Annotated in this window: 16 protein-coding genes; 9 read left to right on the top strand and 7 right to left on the bottom strand. The window is 51.3% G+C overall.

The window, feature by feature from the left end; genetic code table 11:
* Nucleotides 1-13 precede the first annotated feature (13 nt).
* Nucleotides 14-1738 (bottom strand): ShlB/FhaC/HecB family hemolysin secretion/activation protein, encoded by a 1725-nt coding sequence (locus ACOZIO_RS00765; RefSeq protein ID WP_421594817.1) that lies wholly within the window; start codon nt 1736-1738, stop codon nt 14-16.
* Between the two features lie 416 nt (nt 1739-2154).
* The gene (locus tag ACOZIO_RS00760; RefSeq protein WP_129951128.1) at nt 2155-2919 is read right to left on the bottom strand and encodes a DUF481 domain-containing protein; all 765 of its coding nucleotides are present in this window, start codon (nt 2917-2919) and stop codon (nt 2155-2157) included.
* A gap of 467 nt (nt 2920-3386) precedes the next feature.
* Between ACOZIO_RS00760 and nadE the strand changes: the two genes are divergently transcribed.
* On the top strand, nt 3387-4217 hold the full coding sequence (nadE, locus tag ACOZIO_RS00755) for an ammonia-dependent NAD(+) synthetase (RefSeq protein WP_129990805.1): 831 nt from the start codon (nt 3387-3389) through the stop codon (nt 4215-4217).
* Nucleotides 4218-4367: 150 nt separating this feature from the next.
* Entirely contained in the window at nt 4368-5564 is a 1197-nt protein-coding gene (locus ACOZIO_RS00750; protein WP_421594816.1) for a multidrug effflux MFS transporter, read from the top strand.
* Between the two features lie 6 nt (nt 5565-5570).
* Here the strand turns inward: ACOZIO_RS00750 and dadX are convergent, their stop codons facing one another.
* Nucleotides 5571-6644, bottom strand: coding sequence for a catabolic alanine racemase DadX (gene dadX / locus ACOZIO_RS00745; RefSeq protein ID WP_421594815.1), 1074 nt, complete (start codon nt 6642-6644; stop codon nt 5571-5573).
* A 72-nt stretch (nt 6645-6716) separates the two neighbouring features.
* Nucleotides 6717-8018: a D-amino acid dehydrogenase gene (locus ACOZIO_RS00740; RefSeq protein WP_129990807.1), complete on the bottom strand. Its 1302-nt coding sequence runs from the start codon at nt 8016-8018 to the stop codon at nt 6717-6719.
* Nucleotides 8019-8224: 206 nt separating this feature from the next.
* On the opposite strand from ACOZIO_RS00740, the gene ACOZIO_RS00735 reads away from it, so the two are divergent.
* The 3 genes from ACOZIO_RS00735 (at nt 8225) to ACOZIO_RS00725 (ending at nt 11282) form a co-directional block, all read left to right on the top strand.
* Nucleotides 8225-8536 carry a hypothetical protein gene (locus ACOZIO_RS00735; protein ID WP_421594814.1) on the top strand — a complete coding sequence of 104 codons (312 nt, stop codon included), beginning with the start codon at nt 8225-8227 and terminating at the stop codon, nt 8534-8536.
* Between the two features lie 128 nt (nt 8537-8664).
* Nucleotides 8665-9495, top strand: a complete 831-nt coding sequence (locus ACOZIO_RS00730; protein ID WP_421594813.1) for an alpha/beta fold hydrolase — start codon at nt 8665-8667, stop codon at nt 9493-9495.
* Nucleotides 9496-9746: 251 nt separating this feature from the next.
* Complete coding sequence (locus ACOZIO_RS00725; protein ID WP_217157259.1) at nt 9747-11282, top strand: SpoVR family protein; 1536 nt, start codon at nt 9747-9749, stop codon at nt 11280-11282.
* 66 nt (nt 11283-11348) lie between these two features.
* Here the strand turns inward: ACOZIO_RS00725 and fadR are convergent, their stop codons facing one another.
* A complete protein-coding gene (gene fadR, locus ACOZIO_RS00720; RefSeq protein WP_129951121.1) occupies nt 11349-12071 on the bottom strand; it encodes a fatty acid metabolism transcriptional regulator FadR in 723 nt (240 codons plus the stop codon).
* A 242-nt stretch (nt 12072-12313) separates the two neighbouring features.
* On the opposite strand from fadR, the gene nhaB reads away from it, so the two are divergent.
* The 4 genes from nhaB to iraP all read left to right on the top strand — a co-directional run bounded on the left by nhaB (nt 12314) and on the right by iraP (nt 16661).
* A complete protein-coding gene (gene nhaB, locus ACOZIO_RS00715) occupies nt 12314-13891 on the top strand; it encodes a sodium/proton antiporter NhaB (protein WP_129951120.1) in 1578 nt (525 codons plus the stop codon).
* Between the two features lie 181 nt (nt 13892-14072).
* Nucleotides 14073-14603, top strand: coding sequence for a disulfide bond formation protein DsbB (gene dsbB / locus ACOZIO_RS00710; protein ID WP_015697193.1), 531 nt, complete (start codon nt 14073-14075; stop codon nt 14601-14603).
* Nucleotides 14604-15095: 492 nt separating this feature from the next.
* Nucleotides 15096-16205, top strand: coding sequence for an AI-2E family transporter (locus ACOZIO_RS00705; RefSeq protein WP_129951119.1), 1110 nt, complete (start codon nt 15096-15098; stop codon nt 16203-16205).
* 114 nt (nt 16206-16319) lie between these two features.
* Entirely contained in the window at nt 16320-16661 is a 342-nt protein-coding gene (gene iraP, locus ACOZIO_RS00700) for an anti-adapter protein IraP (RefSeq protein ID WP_129951118.1), read from the top strand.
* Nucleotides 16662-16740: 79 nt separating this feature from the next.
* Here iraP and ACOZIO_RS00695 read toward each other — a convergent pair whose 3' ends face one another.
* Nucleotides 16741-17190, bottom strand: coding sequence for a YcgN family cysteine cluster protein (locus tag ACOZIO_RS00695; RefSeq protein WP_129951117.1), 450 nt, complete (start codon nt 17188-17190; stop codon nt 16741-16743).
* 107 nt (nt 17191-17297) lie between these two features.
* Entirely contained in the window at nt 17298-17954 is a 657-nt protein-coding gene (locus ACOZIO_RS00690) for a fumarylacetoacetate hydrolase family protein (protein WP_421594812.1), read from the bottom strand.
* Between the last annotated feature and the right edge of the window lie 12 nt (nt 17955-17966).

The raw sequence follows: 17966 nt of genomic DNA, 5'->3' as shown, positions 1-17966 counted from the left end.
TAGAGGTACAACGCTAAAGTGCAAAGCCGATGCGGTAGTAGACCGTGACGCGATCCGGTGCCAGTGAGTCCGGATAGCTCAGCGGCCAGCCGACGGTAAACTGGCTGGAGAAATGTGCGTTACTGCTCGATAAACCCACCGCCCCGCCCCATAAGGTGCCGGACGCATTGGTGTCGTGATTGCTGCGTTGCAGGTAGCCGCCGTCAAGCGCGGTCACGGCGCTGATTTGTCCGAGCACCGGCAGCGCGAACAGTTGGGTATCCAGCTCGTTGCGCCAGTAGCCGCCGTTGTCGCCGGAGAGGTATTGCTCTTTGAACCCGCGCACCGAGCTTTCGCCGCCAATCGTCAGGCGTTCGCTGCCGTAAAGACGGTCATCGCCCCACTGGCCGTAGGCGCTGGTCTGCCAGGTAATGCGTTGCGTGACAGGCCGGTAATAGCTGGTGGACAGCGTCCATTTAGAGAACTCCGCGCGCGGGGCATCCGGGTTTTTATCTTCATCACTCTCGCCGCCAAACCACGGCACGCCACGGCTGAACGCCGGGTTAAGCGTGGCGTATCCGCCCCAGAGTTTCTGGCTGTGGTTGATACCGGCGGTCCAGCTGGTCAGGCTGCGGGTGCTGCTTTCCAGCGGGGCATCGTTGAGATAATTTCGGTTGAGGCGGTGCGTCAGCCCGAGACTGGCGGCGGTTTTCATGTCGCCGTTGCGAAACAGTACGCGGGAAAGGGTGAAGCGGTGCGCCTGGCTGTCGCCGGTGGAGCGCCACAGATAGCCCTGCGATTCAATGGTGCTCAGGTAGTCGCTGTAGCTGTAGTTGTAATCAAACAGCCAGTAGCCGTAAGGCAGATTGACGCCCGCCTGCACGCTTTTCGCGTCGTGGTCGCTTGCGCCGTCGCTGCTGCGTGACGCGCTGACAAACCACTGGTCCGCCAGCCCGAGCAGGTTATTGCCGGTCAGCGAGCCGCTGACCTGTCCGGTGCCGGTGCTTTTCTGCCCTGAGTTATCAAAACCGGCGCTGGCCTGCAGGGGAAGCTCAGGCTTTGAGGTGAGGTTGACGATGGAGTATCCTGGCTGGCTGCCGGGCTGGATTTCAATCTGCACCGGCGTTTTGCGCAGCCGGTTAATCTGCTCCATCCCCTGCTCGATATCGCGCAGGTTAAGAATTTTACCGGTCAGCCCCGGAAACGCCATCGCCAGCATTGCGCCGCGCTGGTTTTCCATTTTGATGGCTTCGAGTTTGCCTTCCATCACTGTGAGTTGCAGCGTGCCGGAAGACAAATCCTGTTCGGTGAGAAACGCGCGGCTGGTGATGTAACCCTGGCCGATATACCAGTCAGAGACCTGTTTCACCAGGGCATTAATCTGGCCAATACCGAGGCACTGTTGCAGATAGGGTTGAGTGAGTTTTTGCCGGATGCGCGCGGGCATATGGTCTGCGCCGCTGAGGGTAATGTCGTGAATATCAAAGCACGGGCCGCCGGAGTGTACGGGAGTTTGCGGCGCGGGGGCGACTGACGTGCTGCGCTCCAGTTCCTGACGCTGCTGCTGGTTCTGCTGCAGAAGTTGCCGCTGCTGCTGTTCGATACTGTCGCGGTCGGCGGGGCTGAGCGGCGCGGCCTGCGCGGCAAGGGAAAATATCACCGGTAGCACCAGCAGACAGGAAACGCGCCATCGCTGGGTAAGACGCACGTACACTGAAACAGTGCGGGCTAATGGTGTAACAGTGCTTATGATTTCCATATCCGCTGTTTTCTCGGGCCTGCACCACTTTGCTGTATGCCTCAAAAACACAGCATCAGAAATGGCTATGGCATTGATCTAAGATTAAACATTCACCTCCTATCGGCAGGGATAAAATTTACTTTAGGCATTTTTTTAAATTTCCGTAAAAAATTCTACAAGAGAAAAAATTGAATCATAAGAAATTATGATTTGTAGGGGTATTCATCCCGTTTATGCTGCCTGCAGGGTTACCGGTCTTTTCCAGGTATTTTCGTATGCTTAAAAAAAACAGAATTCAGACAATGAAAGTCAGACGTTTCGTTTAACAGCCCTCCGCTTATTTAAAATCCAGTTTAATATTCTGGCAAAATAAGCCATAAAAAAAGCCAGAGGATTTCTCCTCTGACTTTTTGGCATAACGTCCCGAAAGGAAGTTACAGACCGTACACCAGGTTTACAGACGTCACGGTATCGGTTTTATCCGGCGCGCTGGCTGGTGGCTTGGTGTTATAGGTGACGTCATACGCCACTTTCAACGAGAAGTGGGAGTTGATCGCAACGGTCAGCGCGGTTTCTGAGTTCAGCGTCGTTTCGTCGTTCGCTAATACAGACACACCCTGCGTGAAGCGCGCAGTATCGCTGATCTGATAACCGTAAGTGCCTGAGGCATAAGCCAGCGCACGGGTGGTGTTACCGCCCTGTTCGAACTCATCATGACGTACACCCGGACCGGCTTCCAGATTCAGTGTATGAACCGGACCGCTCCAGATCTGACGTCCATAACCGACGGCACCCACAGTACGTGAACGGTAACCGTTATAACGGTCACTCAGCCAACTGCCCTGACCGAAAACATAGTTCGCGTTGTCAAGGTTATAACGTGTACGGCCACCGGCCTGATACTTCTCGGAGGAACGCACACCGGAAGAAGAGGTATTACGCGCAGAGCCCCACAGGCTGTATGCCGTGTTGGTATCAAACCAGGTCATGGTGGTATCAGCATTCAGCGTGGAGTTGCTGGTGTTACCGGTTTGCGCACTGTAACCCGCCTGAACATTGCCCTCGAACGGCTTTTTCGCCTGAGCAGGGTCATCTAACGCGGTGAAAATGGTGGTGTCTGCAAGGCTTGAAATACTGAACAGCGCTGCACCGCAGACTACGGCACAAGCTGGTAAACGACGAACAACCCGAAAAAACATTTTGTTTCCCCAATAGGACTTAAGGCAAATAACGACACTGGAACCACACGATTTATGCCATAAATTAGGATCCGTTAATCAAGCCTGGCAACTCCATTTCGATGGCATATGCATACAAATATTTCTACCGCAACAAATATAACGCACTCAGCCCAGGATATCTTAATAAAGCGGCTTTTTTGGATAGTTCCGAGTGACATATATTTCCGGCAATAGAAACATACGAAATCATTACAATCCTGTTCATTGATTTTTTATTCCAATGAGGGGCGAAAATGATTTATTACGCGCCACACTTTACTTCTTCCTGCCGCTTTGGTTCGAAATATTGCGAGCCGGCAGCGTACAGATTTCCGCCTAACTCGTCGCTGAATCTTGTCCTTTTGAGTAATGCGGGGTAGTTTTACCCTGATAACGTCTTATTTTTGCCTCGGGTTCCTCGAAGGCAGCCTTCAGGAGGAGTAGTCATGGCTTTACAACAAGAGATTATTCAGGCTCTGCACGTTAAACCCCACATCGATGCCGCACAGGAAGTTCGTGTCAGCGTTGATTTTCTCAAAAGTTACCTGCTGGCCCACCCGTTCATCAAGACACTGGTTCTGGGTATCAGCGGCGGGCAAGATTCTACTCTTACCGGCAAACTTTGCCAAACAGCAATTAATGAATTACGTGCACAAACCCATGATGGCGACTACCAGTTCATTGCCGTGCGCTTGCCGTATGGCGTGCAGGCGGATGAATCGGACTGTCAGGATGCCATTGCGTTCATTCAGCCGGATCAGGTTCTGACCGTCAATATCAAAAATGCTGTTCTGGCGAGCGAAGCGACCTTACGTGAAATTGGCATTGAACTGAGCGATTTTATTAAAGGGAACGAAAAAGCCCGTGAGCGCATGAAAGCGCAGTACAGCATCGCCGGGATGAAAAAAGGCGTGGTCGTCGGGACGGATCATGCCGCCGAAGCCGTAACCGGTTTCTATACCAAATATGGCGATGGCGGTACGGATATTAATCCCCTTTTCCGTCTGAATAAACGTCAGGGGAAAGCACTGCTCAGGGAAATGGGTTGCCCGGCGCATCTGTATACAAAAGCCCCGACGGCGGATCTTGAAGACAACCGCCCTGCCTTGCCGGATGAAGCCGCGCTCGGTGTAACCTATGATTTGATCGACGACTATCTGGAAGGCAAGAAAATCGACGATAAATATGCCGCCATTATTGAGGGCTGGTACCTGCGCACTGAGCATAAACGTCAGCTGCCGGTAACCGTATTTGATGATTTCTGGAAGAAAAAATAAGCCTTCCGTCATGGCTTAGCTACCGGGCACCTGCGGGTGTCCGGATTTATTCACCGTGCTCACCGGTCTGATTATCACAAGCTTCTTTCCATTCATTAACGAAATCATTACCCTTAGCGTCCTTCCGGATGACTGACAGTGATGTTTTCAATGCAAAAATTTCTTTTCCTGCTGCTGAGTATGGTGCTGCTTGGCCCTTTAGGTATTGATTTATACCTGCCTGCCATTCCCGCCATTGCACTCGGTTTACAGAGCACCGAGGCGGTGATCCAGTCCTCAATTTCATTATTTATTCTGGTGATGGGGCTCGGACAGCTGGTGGCCGGTCCGCTGGTTGATAAATGGGGTCGTCGCCAGATCGCCATTATCGGCGTTGTGGTGTATCTGGCGGGTGCAATCGTTGCCGCGACGTCCGTCACACCGTGGATGTTTTTATTATCCCGCGTCATTCAGGGGCTGGCTGTCTGCTGCACGTCCGTGGTGATTTTCAGCAGCGTGCGCGACCGGATGAGTGGCAATGAGGCCGCCCGCGCATATGGTTTTCTCAACGGCACACTGAATATTATCCCTGCACTGGCCCCGCTGATCGGCGGCCTGATCGCCCAGTATTATGGCTGGCGTGCACCTTTCTGGGCATTGGCCGGTTATACGCTGGCGGTGATGTTGCTGGTGATATTCAAACTACCGGAGACACGCCCTGCTGATACCCAGACCAACAGCGGTCTGCCTTTCCGTCAGTATGCCCGCATTTTGTTCAACGCCCGCTTCGTGACCTTTGCACTGGTAAATGCCGGCGCCATGGGGATGGCGCTGACGTATGTATCGCTGGCACCGACCGTATTGATGAACATCGCCGGGCTGACGCCATTGCAATTTTCGCTGGTATTCGGGGCGAACGGCTTCTGGATTATGGCGGTGAGTTTTATCGCCAACCGCATTATTCATAAAGTGGGACGCCCGGTTTGTCTGACTGCCGGCGGCATTCTTATGTTTGCCGGTTGCCTCGGGCTGATTGCCGGTATTACGCTGGTTTCACCTGCAGACCAAACCGCCACCTGGCTGTATATGCTGCCGGTCGCCAGCGCCTGTGCCGGTCTGGCGTTTCTGGTGGGTCCGGCCACCAGTTATGCACTGGAACCGTTCTCCGGCGAAGCAGGCGTTGCTTCAGCCCTGGTAGGTTCGGTGCAAATGGCGGGCGGTGCACTACTCGGTTTTATCGCCATGGCATTACCGTTACAGCCTAAACTGAGCCTGTCGCTGGTGATGCTGGCAGGCGGATGTCTGGCAGTGCTGGCACGTCGTGCGAGCAAAAAATCGACGGGCCGTCTGACCCGCCTGGAACCGTAATACTTTCTAACCGATTGTCGATACCGGTACGCGGGGTGCCAGCGCACTCAGCAATTCGTAGCCCAGCGTACCGGCCGCCGTTGCCACTTCATCCACCGGTAAATTATTTCCCCACAACTCAACCGGCGAACCAATCTGTGCCTGCGGACAGGGTGTTAAATCCACGGCCAGCATATCCATTGAAACCGTGCCGACCGTCGTTGTTCGCACGCCATCAACCCAAACCGGCGTACCGGAAGTGGCATGGCGCGGATATCCATCTGCATAACCACAGGCCACCACGCCGATGCGCTGAGGACGCGTGACACTGTAACGCCCGCAGTAACCCACTCGTGCGCCGGCGTTAAGCTCCTGTATGGCAATCAGCTCACTGTTAAGCGTCATCACCGGTTGCAGGCCGGTATGCGCAATATCTTTCCACTCACCGCTCGGCGACGCACCATAGATAATAATTCCCGGGCGGATCCAGTCATGATGCGTATGCGGATGCCACAACGTCGCAGCGGAATTCGCCAGGCATCGCGGGCCGCGGATATTCTGCCCGGCGAGGTTAATCGCAGCCATCTGCGCGTCAACCCCCTCCACGCTGTCAGCAGTGGCGAAATGGCTCATCAGCGTCATTTCTCCCACCTGCTTCAGCTCGCGTAACTGCTGCCAGACATCCCCGGCACGTTCCGGCGCAAAACCCAGACGGTTCATACCACTGTTTACTTTCAGGTAGATATCGACCGGCTGGCTGACGCTGGCATGTGCAAGGGCTTTTATTTGCCATTCGCTGTGTACGGACGTGGTCAGACGATATTGATCAACCCTCGTCAAATCCTCAGCCGTAAAAAAACCTTCGAGCAGTAATATCGGCCCCTGCCAGCCGGACTCACGCAATAAAATGGCTTCATTGAAATCAAGCAAGGCGAAACCATCGGTGGCCGATAAACTGCGCCAGATACGGGAAATACCATGACCGTAACCGTTCGCTTTCACCACCGTCCAGACTTTACTGCGAGGGGCAAAGCCGCGAATGAGGTGTAAATTATGGGTTAATGCAGACAGGGATAATGTGGCTGAAATCGGGCGTGGCATACCGGCTCCGGCAATAAGCAAAGTAAAACCCATACAATGTCAGTCACCGTATGGGATGGGAATACAGCAGATTCAGCCTACCGGATGCATGTTATGCGGACCTGCCGGACGGGCGATGAAATCCGGGCTGTAACGCTCAACCGACAGATCATCGGACGGGATCGCAGGCGTCACGCCGGACATAATATCCGACAGCAACTGCCCGGAGCCACAGGCCATCGTCCAGCCGAGCGTCCCGTGGCCGGTATTGAGATACAAATTCTTAATGCGCGTACGTCCGACAATCGGCGTGCCGTCCGGTGTCATCGGTCGTAACCCCGTCCAGAAGGTTGCCTGGCCGACATTACCGCCGTGAGGATAGAGATCTTTCACCACCATCTCCAGCGTTTCACGGCGCGCCTGCGCCAGCTTCAGGTTGAAGCCGACAATCTCCGCCATCCCCCCCACGCGGATGCGGTTATCAAAACGGGTGATGGCAATTTTGTAGGTTTCATCAAGCACGGTAGACACCGGTGCAGAGGCCGGATCGGTAATCGGAATGGTCAGCGAATAGCCTTTCAGCGGATAAACCGGAATGGCGATCAGATCGCGCAACAACGCAGTCGAATATGAACCGAATGCCACAACGTAAGCATCCGCCCTGACGATCTCATTGCCACACTGCACGCCGGTGATCTCGCCATTTTCAACATGCAGCTTATCTACCGTGCGGTTGAATTCGAAAACAACGCCCGCCTGACGCGCCATATCGGCCAGTTTACGGGTAAACATCTGGCAGTCACCGGTTTCATCATTAGGTAAACGCAGGCCACCGGTCAGTTTGTGCGCGACCTGTGCCAGCGCCGGCTCTGCGGTCGCCAGCTGGCTGGATTCGAGCAACTGATACGGCACACCGGCGTCTTCCAGCACGGCAATATCTTTCGCTGCACTTTCGAACTGCTGTGCGGTACGGAAAAGCTGTAATGTGCCGCCCTGCCGGCCCTCGTACTGAATGCCGGTGTCGTCACGCAGCGCTTTCATGCAGTCACGGCTGTATTCCGCCAGACGAACCATGCGGCTCTTGTTAGTCTGATAATGGTCCATATTGCAGTTACGCAACATTTGCCACATCCATTTCAGCTGAAACTGCGTTCCGTCGAGACGGATCGCCAGAGGCGCATGCTTCTGGAACATCCATTTAACGGCTTTGACCGGAACACCCGGAGCCGCCCATGGCGCGGCATAGCCCGGTGAGATCTGTCCCGCATTGCCCGCGCTGGTTTCTTCTGCCGGGCCTGGCTGACGATCAATGACCGTCACCTGATGGCCCGCTTTAGCCAGATACCATGCACTGGCGACACCGACCACACCACTGCCTAAAATCACCACACGCATATCGACTCCACTCCGCGACAAAACAAAGCATAATATTCTGATGACAGGAAATTAACCTGACTAAGAAAAATCACCAACACAGCCACTCATAACCGTGAGGTCTTTCACATTTATTTATCGTTCATGACAGCATTTTTTTCAATAGCCACAAATAAATAATGATATTTCGCAACATTCTGGCCATCCGGGAAGAAATTTATGGCGATATGACAGCAATGACTTCATTGAAATCAGAAGATATCCGGGACTTCAGGCGGCGTTTTGTTTTAGTTTTTTATTCTTTTATATCGTTACATTTAAAGAACAAAACACCACAAACCATCGCAAGTGTGATATTCCCTCGTCCCGGACAGAAAATTGACGTTCCGGTTGAACGGGGATTTATAAACGAGGCAAAGCAGAAGCTGATCCGTAAGGCGCAGAGAGCAGGGAGAATAGTGCCCTTAATAAGCAAAATTCTGGCGGCGTCACCGGGACACCAGGTTTCAATATATCCCCCCGCGTTCAACATCGGTTAATTTTTGCCACCTAGTCCTGCGATATTGTCAGTTTAAAATGTGATGCACATCGCAACTGTTTAATTACTGACCTACACTTCGAGTGGATTCATATCCGCACTGTTCATTTCAGCCATAAGGAGTCGCCTGTGAATAACTCAAACTTTCTGAAGCTTAAAGAGGGTACACAACTTTTTTATAAGGACTGGGGCAGCGGCCAGCCGGTGGTTTTCAGTCACGGCTGGCCCCTGTCATCTGATGCTTTTGAAGATCAAATGCTGTTTCTGGCGAATAAAGGTTATCGCGTTATCGCCCATGACCGCCGCGGCCACGGACGTTCTTCCCAGACCTGGGAGGGCAATAATATGGACCAGTACGGTGATGATATGGCCGAGCTGACAGCGCATCTGGACCTTAAGGATGCCATTCACGTCGGGCACTCCACCGGCGGTGGCGAGGTGGCCCGTTATATCGGCCGGCATGGCACTTCACGTGTGGCAAAAGCGGTGCTGATTGGCGCGGTGCCACCGATTATGATCAAAACTGAATTCAACCCGGTCGGTTTGCCGCTTTCTGTTTTCGACGGGATCCGTGAAGGCGTACGGAAAGACCGTTCACAGTTCTTCCTCGATTTGCCTGATGCCTTTTATGGCTTTAACCGCCCGGGTGCGCAGGCATCCGAAGGCTTGCGTCAGAGCTTCTGGTTGCAGGGTATGCAGGGTTCAATCAAGGCACTTTATGATTGTGTCAAAGCGTTTTCTGAAACCGACCAGCGCGAAGATCTGAAAAAAATGACTATCCCGACGCTGGTGATTTACGGTGATGATGACCAGATTGTGCCACCGGCATCCTCCAGCGAAGCCGCGCTTAAATTGTTACCGAATGGTAAACGTAAAGTTTATTCGGGTGCCTCTCATGGTTTGTGCAGCACCCATAAAGATCAGATAAATCAAGATTTGTTAGAATTTATCCGCAGTTAATCCCCGCCGTTCGTTTTATTCTCTCCGGTTGTTCACCCAAAGCCTGACTGCCTGCGGCTTTGGGTTCTTCATGGCCCCCGATTGACAGTGTCCTGCCATAAGGATATAGATTTGTTGAGGAAGGGATTCAAGGTGTTTATCTAACGACACACTCAGATTGAGCTACGATTATCAATGGACGTACGAAATCTTAAGAAAAGGTTGTGAATCAAACACTCTGTAACGTCCATAACTGAATGAGGGTGCGGCTTATGACGACAGTGACCCATGAGCAAAAAACTGAGGACAAACGTCTTAGCGATGGACCGGACTGGACGTTTGAGTTATTGCAAACCTATCTTGAAGAGATTGACCGGGTGGCAAAGTCCTACCGGCTGGAAACTTATCCGCATCAAATCGAGATCATTACCTCCGAACAAATGATGGATGCCTATTCCAGTATTGGCATGCCGATCAATTACACACACTGGTCGTTCGGGAAGAAATTCATCGAAACCGAACAATTGTACAAACACGGGCAGCAAGGTCTGGCGTACGAAATCGTCATTAACTCCAATCCCTGTATCGCCTATCTGATGGAAGAAAATACCATCACCATGCAGGCGCTGGTGATGGCGCACGCCTGCTACGGGCATAATTCTTTCTTCAAAAATAACTATCTGTTTAAAAGCTGGACCGACGCCAGTTCCATCGTCGATTACCTGCTGTTCGCCAAACGTTATATCAGCGAATGCGAAGAGCGTTACGGGGTCGATGAAGTCGAGAAACTGCTGGACTCCTGCCATGCGCTGATGAATTACGGGGTTGACCGCTATAAGCGTCCGCAAAAAATATCGCTGCAGGAGGAACTGGCACGGCAAAAAAGCCGCGAGGAATACCTGCAAAGCCAGGTGAATTCCCTGTGGAAAACATTGCCGCGCAAAGACAGCGTAGACACACCAGAACAGGCACGCCGTTTCCCGCCGGAACCGCAGGAAAATCTGCTGTATTTTATGGAAAAAAATGCCCCTCTGCTGGAATCCTGGCAGCGGGAAATTTTGCGTATTGTGCGTAAAATCAGCCAGTATTTTTACCCGCAGAAGCAAACACAGGTCATGAACGAAGGCTGGGCGACGTTCTGGCATTACACCATCCTGAATCATCTGTATGACGAAGGAAAAGTCTCCGACCGTTTCATCCTGGAGTTTCTGCACAGTCACACGAATGTGGTGTATCAGCCGCCTTATAACAGCCCGTATTACAGTGGCATCAACCCGTATGCTCTGGGTTTTGCGATGATGCAGGACATCAAGCGTATCTGTCAGGAGCCGACGGAGGAAGACCGCTACTGGTTCCCGGATATCGCCGGGTCAGACTGGCTCGACACGCTGCATTTTGCGATGCGTGACTTTAAGGACGAAAGCTTCATCAGCCAGTTTCTTTCACCGAAAGTGATGCGTGATTTCCGTTTGTTTACGGTGCTCGATGATGATCACAATAACTACCTGGAAATCGCCGCCATCCATAATGAGGAAGGTTATCGTGCAATCCGTCAGGAATTATCGGCGCAATACAATCTGAGCAATCACGAACCGAATATTCAGGTCTGGAATGTGGATTTGCGCGGAGACCGTTCGCTGACCTTGCGCTATATTCCTCAGGATCGCGCGCCGCTTGATAAGAGCCGTCGTGAAGTCATGAAACACGTCCACCGTCTGTGGGGCTTCGATGTCTTCATCGAGCAACTCAATGAAGATGGCAGCGTTGAACTGCTGGAGCGCTGCCCGCCACGTCCGACGCCGCTGTAACTGAATAGGCTTCTGGCATTAAAAAAGGGCGCTGAGCGCCCTTTCTGATATTTGTCTATCTCACTCTTAACGATGCTTTTGCTCAGTCAGATCACCCGGCATCGCGCCCTGCATGCTGTGCCAGATTTCACCACTCTGACGTCCATAATTGCGCACACAATCCACAATTTGTTCGTAGCTTTTTTCGTGGCAAATTTCTGACAGTTTTTTATAAAAGCTGATGGCTAATTTGCGCGCTTCAGGGTTGGAGAAGTAATAGCGTCCGACGCGGGTATAAAGACCCCGCAGCCCGTTGATGATAAGACCATAAATCGGGTTACCGGAAGCAAATGCCAGACCACGGAAAATACCGTAATCAAGCGCCGTAAACGCTTCGGCATGATCTTCCACCTCTGTAGCCTTAGCGAGAACCTGCTGGGTTTCCTCCGGGTTGGTACGCATCGCTTTACGGATAAAAATCGTCGCGATGTTAGTACGCACGGACAGCAGATTATCAATCAGTTGCGGTACGCTGTCGTGATCCAGACGCGCCAGCGTTTCAAGAATATTCAGGCCGGATGTTTCCCAGAAATTATTCACTTTCGTCGGCTTGCCATGCTGGATAGTTAACCAACCGTCTCGGGCAAGCCGCTGTAACACTTCACGCAATGTGGTTCGGGTCACGCCAATGAGTTCTGAAAGCTCTCTCTCAGCAGGCAAAATGGAGCCCGGAGGGAAGCGGCTGTTCCAGATACTTTCGATGATATACTCTTCGGCAAAACCGGCAGGACTTTGTGCCTTAATAACCATGTGTTTGTCGTTCCGTGTGGGGCTTTTATTAGGGATATAGTTCTGCTCATCATACCAGATGAAAATGCCCTGTTATAGCGTCCGCAGGGAACTAATGCTGAAACTGTGGAAGGGCTTACAGAATTTCACCTTTTTCAAGCGTTTATTACCTTGTCCCTGGCATTGGAAAAATCCAGTCAGACGATTAAACTTACTTATCTTTTTGACATATTGACAAGCTATATAAAGGATCTTTAGGGAATATGGAAACAACCTACAGTCGTGCATTTATAAAGAATTTTCTCGGTCAGTCGCCAGCCTGGTACAAAATAGCAATTCTGGCTTTTCTGATCATTAACCCGCTGATTTTCTTCCTGGTCAGTCCTTTTATCGCGGGCTGGTTGCTGGTCGTCGAGTTCATTTTAACATTAGGCATGGCGCTTAAATGCTACCCGCTGCAGCCGGGTGGATTGCTCGCCATCGAAGCCGTGATGATCGGCATGACCAGCGCAGAGCGCATCCGCGAAGAAGTCTCTGCTAATCTGGAAGTCATCTTGTTGCTGATTTTCATGGTTGCTGGCATCTATTTCATGAAGCAGTTACTGTTAACCGTGTTCACCAAACTGTTATTGAATCTGCGCAACAAAATCGCCCTTTCACTGGCTTTCTGTTTTGCTGCGGCATTTCTCTCCGCCTTCCTGGACGCATTGACCGTGATTGCCGTGGTGATCAGCGTTTCAGCGGGCTTTTATTCGATTTATCACAACGTTGCTTCAAATCAGAACGAAAATGCTGAGATCACCGATGACAGTTCGTTTACGGGTAATCAGCAGCACCAGGCGGTACTTGAACAATTCCGCGCATTTTTACGCAGCCTGATGATGCACGCCGGTGTCGGTACGGCACTCGGCGGCGTGATGACGATGGTTGGCGAACCGCAAAACCTGATCATCGCGAAAAGTGCAGGCTGGCAATTCACCGATTTCCTGATCCGCATGTCGCCCGTCAGCGTGCCCGTTTTTATCTGTGGATTAATCGTATGTGCCCTGGTAGAACGCTTCCGCTGGTTTGGCTACGGTGCGCAACTGCCACACCCGGTGTATGAAGTACTTAAAAAGTTTGATCAAAAGAACAGCGAGAACAGCACCCGGCAGGAACGTATTAAACTGGCCATACAGGCGCTGATTGGCGTGTGGCTGATTGTTGCGCTGGCATTCCATCTGGCTGAAGTTGGCCTGATTGGCCTTACGGTGATTATCTTTGCAACCGCATTATGCGGCGTCACGGATGAACATGCGATCGGCAAGGCATTCCAGGATTCACTGCCGTTTACCGCCCTGCTGACGGTGTTTTTTGCCATTGTCGCCGTGATCGTAGAACAACATCTGTTCAGCCCTATCATTCACTTTGTGCTTCAGGCTGCGCCATCGAGCCAGCTTTCGCTATTTTACCTGTTCAACGGATTGCTTTCCTCGGTGTCAGATAACGTTTTCGTCGGTACGGTTTACATCAACGAAGCAAAATCGGCGCTGGAAAATGGCATCATCGATCTGAAACAATTTGAGATGCTGGCGGTGGCGATTAATACCGGTACTAACCTGCCTTCCGTGGCGACACCAAATGGTCAGGCGGCATTCCTGTTCCTGCTGACTTCTGCCCTCGCACCGCTGATCCGGCTTTCTTATGGAAGAATGGTCTGGATGGCATTGCCATACACCGTCGTCATGACGCTGGTTGGCCTGTTGTGTGTTCAGTATCTGCTGCCCGATATGACGCAGTGGTTTAACGACATGGGATGGCTGAGTTTGCCCCCGGTAACGCAAATCATGACGGTGCATTGATCGGGGTAAGCGTGAGTCAGTAATTTCCTCTAAACGGCTTCACTCAGAAAATTACAGAATTTAAAGTCGAATTGTCCGATTTATATTAATTATTTACCGAATATTTAATCGGACAGGCTGGCAGCGGCAAGCAATTGGTTTACACTGCGTGTCAGTAGCTCACTGCAGGGAAAAATTTTCTATGTTGCAATATCTTAACCGCTGTTCACAAGGCCGCGGTGCATGGCTTCTGATGGCTCTGACTGCACTGGCACTTGAGCTGGTTGCACTGTATTTCCAACACGTGATGTTACTTAAGCCCTGTGTCATGTGTATTTATGAACGTTGTGCCCTGATGGGGATTCTGCTGGCTGGCCTCGTCGGTGCTATCGCGCCTTCTACGTGGTTGCGTTATGCCGGGATCCTTATCTGGATCTACAGCGCTTACGAAGGTATCCGCCTGTCATGGGAACACACCATGATTCAGCTGCACCCTTCTCCGTTCGCCACCTGTGATTTTGCCGCGCGTTTCCCAACATGGTTACCACTGGACAAGTGGTTCCCGTGGATGTTTATCGCCAGCGGTGATTGTGCAGAAAAACAGTGGGAATTCCTGTCACTGGGCATGCCCCAGTGGCTGGTTGTGATTTTCAGCGTGTTCATGGTAATTGCTGTTCTGGTGCTGCTGGCTCAGTTCGTCAAACCCAAACGCCGCGATTTATTTGGTCGTTAATTAAACTATCGTTGAAACAAAAAAGCGCCTATCATGGCGCTTTTTTTATGTCTGTGGAGGAGAAGATGTTATCCCTAACAGACGTGATGTATTATCTGCAGCGCCCGATCAACACGGGCTTTCTGCCTCTGTGAGTTTTATTACCATTATTGGAACGTGCAATGAAAAATCTTCCCGTCTGGGCCATTTGGGTCATTTGTGTTGGAGCCTGCGTCGCCTTCTGGATCGTCGCTGGTTTCGTGTTATACGGCCTGTTTAAATAAACTTTAAACATCAGGGAAGAAGGCAGCAGTGGCATTTAAGGGAAATGGAATGACAAGGTATTAACGCGGGGGCAATGGCGGAGTCCCATTAATCCCGACGTTGGTTTTGATCAGAGGTCACATTTTCTCCTTCCCGGCACGCTGCGCTGCATAAAAAGAAACCTACCTTTGTAAATTTCTCAATGCATTCTATGCTACGAGGGCTAAAAGATTTATCAGAGGAAAAAACATGTTCATTAAGGGATTTTCAAAAGGCTTTTTCATTGCGATTCTTCTTATCGTAACTTTGGCTTTTTTTGATGTATTAAGGCCTTACTATTCTTCCGTACTATGGGCAATTATTCTTGCTGTCATCTTCAATCCGCTAAAAAACCGGCTTAAACAGGTTGTCGGCGATCGTAACGGTATCGTCTCTCTGCTGACCGTTTTGATTATTTGTCTGATTGTCTTCACACCGCTGGCGATTATAACCTCGTCGCTGGCGCTTGAATTCAATACGGTTTACACCAAACTGCAGGGAAATCAGACACAGTTACCCGTGATCCTGGCGGATTTTATCCACCATTTACCACGGTGGGCACGACACTTCCTGTCGGATAACGATCTCGACAGCACGGCGGAGATCCAGAAAAAACTTTCTGATGCAGCACTTCAGGGCAGCCAGTATCTTGCCGGGAGTGTTTTCGTGATAGGTAAGAGCACGTTCGGCTTTGTCGTAGGTTTCGGCATCATGCTGTATATCTTGTTCTTCCTGATCAAAGATGGCGCTTATCTGGTCAATATGACTCTCGCCACGCTGCCGCTGTCACGCTATGTGAAGCATCACCTGTTTATGAAGTTTGCAGCAGTTTCGCGCGCGACAGTAAAAGGGACCGTTGTGGTGGCGATTGTACAGGGTGCGCTGGGCGGTGTTGCATTTTACATCGCCGGTCTGGACGGAAGTCTGCTTTGGGGCGCGCTGATGGCGTTCCTGTCGATCATTCCGGCAGTGGGATCGGCCATTATCTGGGTACCCGCAGCGATTTATTTCTTCGCGTCCGGCATGCTTTGGCAGGGGATCTTTATTGTGGTCTTCTTCGTTGTGGTGATTGGCATTGTGGATAACGTCTTACGTCCGTTACTGGTCGGTAAAGACACTAAAATGCCGGATTACCTTATCCTGATCACCACCCTGGGTGGCATGGAAGTGTATGGCATCAATGGCTTCGTGATTGGTCCGCTGATCGCAGCATTATTCATCGCCTGCTGGAACATTCTTTCCGGCAGAGATCATCAGAATAATACCGATGAGATTGATGAAGATTTTATCGAAGAAGGGAAAAAGCGTCCTGATGCCTGATGTTCTCAGCGGCTTCGACAATCCGCTGAGTTTTACCAAATATGATTATGAAGTTTTCATAACCTGGCGTAGAAATAAGAAGCAACAAATACTCTTTGTCTGAAGGGGCAATGAATGAAAAATATCATCTTAAGTATGGTCGCAAAGATCTCCAGGATGGAAGCTGATTCCAAGCAACTTACCGCTCAGGTTGAGGCTCAGTCCCTTTTGCTGAGTGCTGTATTTTTAACGCTTGGTAAAAATGGCGGCCCCCAGGAAACTATCGAAAGCGTCAATAAAGCCATCAATTCAGTGCTCGATTCTGCTGATGAGATGCTTAAATCAGACGCGACGATTTTGTTCGAACAATTCCAGGCACTTATTGAACTAACCCGGCTGATTGATAAAGCCGATCCGGAGCTGGATGCTGAAGCACTGAGTGCCATGAACGGTGTCACACCCGACTCCGGGATCTAGTGTAAAAGCATCGGTAATAAAAAAGCCCCGGCCATAAATTGCCGGGGCTTTTTGCTTTCTGATGACGGACAAAATCAGCTTATTTCGCCCAGCTTGGCTTGTTCAGGATGTGATCCTGCCAGTCTTCCACGTCATCTTCACGCACAGCGATGTAGCGTACGGAAATCTGTGCCGTGTGCATGGCTGATTTTGATGCTTTGTTCAGCAGCGGATGCCACGGGAGCAACGGGCGTCCTTCACCGATCAGACGATAGGCGCAGGTTGGCGGCAGCCAGTCGAAGGTTGTCAGATTTTCGCGGGTCAGTTTGATGCAATCTTCTTCCAGCGTGAAACGACGTTCGTAGTTGCGACACTGGCACGATTTGATGTTGAGCTGATTACAGGCAACGTTGGTGAAGTAGATTTCATCGGTGTCTTCATCGATCAGCTTATGCAAGCAGCATTGTCCGCAGCCATCGCACAATGCTTCCCATTCTTCGTCGGTCATTTCAGACAGCGTTTTTTGCTGCCAAAAAGCGGGTTCAGTCATGATGTGCATCCGGTATAGAGAAAATGAGGGTGCTTATATAGACGCTTTAGCCTGCAGATGCAAGTAAAGCCGCCGGAAAACAGCTCCGGCGGAGAGGAGAAACACCGTCAGATCACGCGTGAGTTAACCTGTTTACCATTAAGTGTAGCCACAATTTCGTCACCCGCTTTTAACGGGCCGATGCCATGTGGCGTACCGGTCAGAATGATGTCACCCGCACGCAGCGTAAAGAAGCGGCTCATATAGGCAATCAGCGGCAGAAGCGGTGTCAGCATATCGCGGGTATTCCCGGCCTGACGGACTTCTCCGTTGATCTCTAACCGGAGTTTAGCCTGTTGTGCATCACCAAATTCGCTCACCGGAATAAATCCGCTCATCGGACAGGAACCGTCAAACCCTTTGGCTTTTTCCCAGGGTTGTCCGGCTTGTTTGAACGCCGTCTGCAAATCCCGCAGCGTCAGATCAAGCGCCAGCCCGTAACCGGCGATAGCATTGGCGACACGATCTTCCGTCGCCTGCTTCAACGGTGTGCCGATAAGCACTGCCAGCTCGATTTCATGATGTACCGAACCCAGATCCTTCGGAATGGCAATGGGCTGACGAAAATCGCATAAGGCGGTTTCCGGCTTGATAAATAGCACCGGTTCCGCCGCTTTCTTCCCGCCCATCTCTTTAATATGATCGGCATAGTTACTGCCGACACACACTACTTTGTTGACCGGGAAATCCAGTAACGCGCCATGCCAGTCTCTGTGTTGGTACATACAGCCCCTCCC

Source organism: Rahnella sp. PD4 (genome assembly GCF_049199325.1).
Classification (GTDB): Bacteria; Pseudomonadota; Gammaproteobacteria; order Enterobacterales; family Enterobacteriaceae; genus Rahnella; species Rahnella perminowiae.
The sequence above is the reverse complement of the archived record's forward strand: the minus strand, read 5'-3'. Positions and strand labels throughout refer to the sequence as shown.

What these genes read in the sequence shown, in the direction of transcription:
- dadX (WP_421594815.1), bottom strand. Translation starts at nt 6,644, where the DNA reads ATGCCACGCCCGATTTCAGCCACATTATCCCTGTCTGCATTAACCCAT.
- fadR (WP_129951121.1), bottom strand. Translation starts at nt 12,071, where the DNA reads ATGGTTATTAAGGCACAAAGTCCTGCCGGTTTTGCCGAAGAGTATATC.
- ACOZIO_RS00750 (WP_421594816.1), top strand. Translation starts at nt 4,368, where the DNA reads ATGCAAAAATTTCTTTTCCTGCTGCTGAGTATGGTGCTGCTTGGCCCT.
- ACOZIO_RS00760 (WP_129951128.1), bottom strand. Translation starts at nt 2,919, where the DNA reads ATGTTTTTTCGGGTTGTTCGTCGTTTACCAGCTTGTGCCGTAGTCTGC.
- nadE (WP_129990805.1), top strand. Translation starts at nt 3,387, where the DNA reads ATGGCTTTACAACAAGAGATTATTCAGGCTCTGCACGTTAAACCCCAC.
- iraP (WP_129951118.1), top strand. Translation starts at nt 16,320, where the DNA reads ATGAAAAATATCATCTTAAGTATGGTCGCAAAGATCTCCAGGATGGAA.
- ACOZIO_RS00695 (WP_129951117.1), bottom strand. Translation starts at nt 17,190, where the DNA reads ATGACTGAACCCGCTTTTTGGCAGCAAAAAACGCTGTCTGAAATGACC.
- dsbB (WP_015697193.1), top strand. Translation starts at nt 14,073, where the DNA reads ATGTTGCAATATCTTAACCGCTGTTCACAAGGCCGCGGTGCATGGCTT.
- nhaB (WP_129951120.1), top strand. Translation starts at nt 12,314, where the DNA reads ATGGAAACAACCTACAGTCGTGCATTTATAAAGAATTTTCTCGGTCAG.
- ACOZIO_RS00725 (WP_217157259.1), top strand. Translation starts at nt 9,747, where the DNA reads ATGACGACAGTGACCCATGAGCAAAAAACTGAGGACAAACGTCTTAGC.
- ACOZIO_RS00740 (WP_129990807.1), bottom strand. Translation starts at nt 8,018, where the DNA reads ATGCGTGTGGTGATTTTAGGCAGTGGTGTGGTCGGTGTCGCCAGTGCA.
- ACOZIO_RS00735 (WP_421594814.1), top strand. Translation starts at nt 8,225, where the DNA reads ATGACAGCAATGACTTCATTGAAATCAGAAGATATCCGGGACTTCAGG.
- ACOZIO_RS00705 (WP_129951119.1), top strand. Translation starts at nt 15,096, where the DNA reads ATGTTCATTAAGGGATTTTCAAAAGGCTTTTTCATTGCGATTCTTCTT.
- ACOZIO_RS00765 (WP_421594817.1), bottom strand. Translation starts at nt 1,738, where the DNA reads ATGGAAATCATAAGCACTGTTACACCATTAGCCCGCACTGTTTCAGTG.
- ACOZIO_RS00690 (WP_421594812.1), bottom strand. Translation starts at nt 17,954, where the DNA reads ATGTACCAACACAGAGACTGGCATGGCGCGTTACTGGATTTCCCGGTC.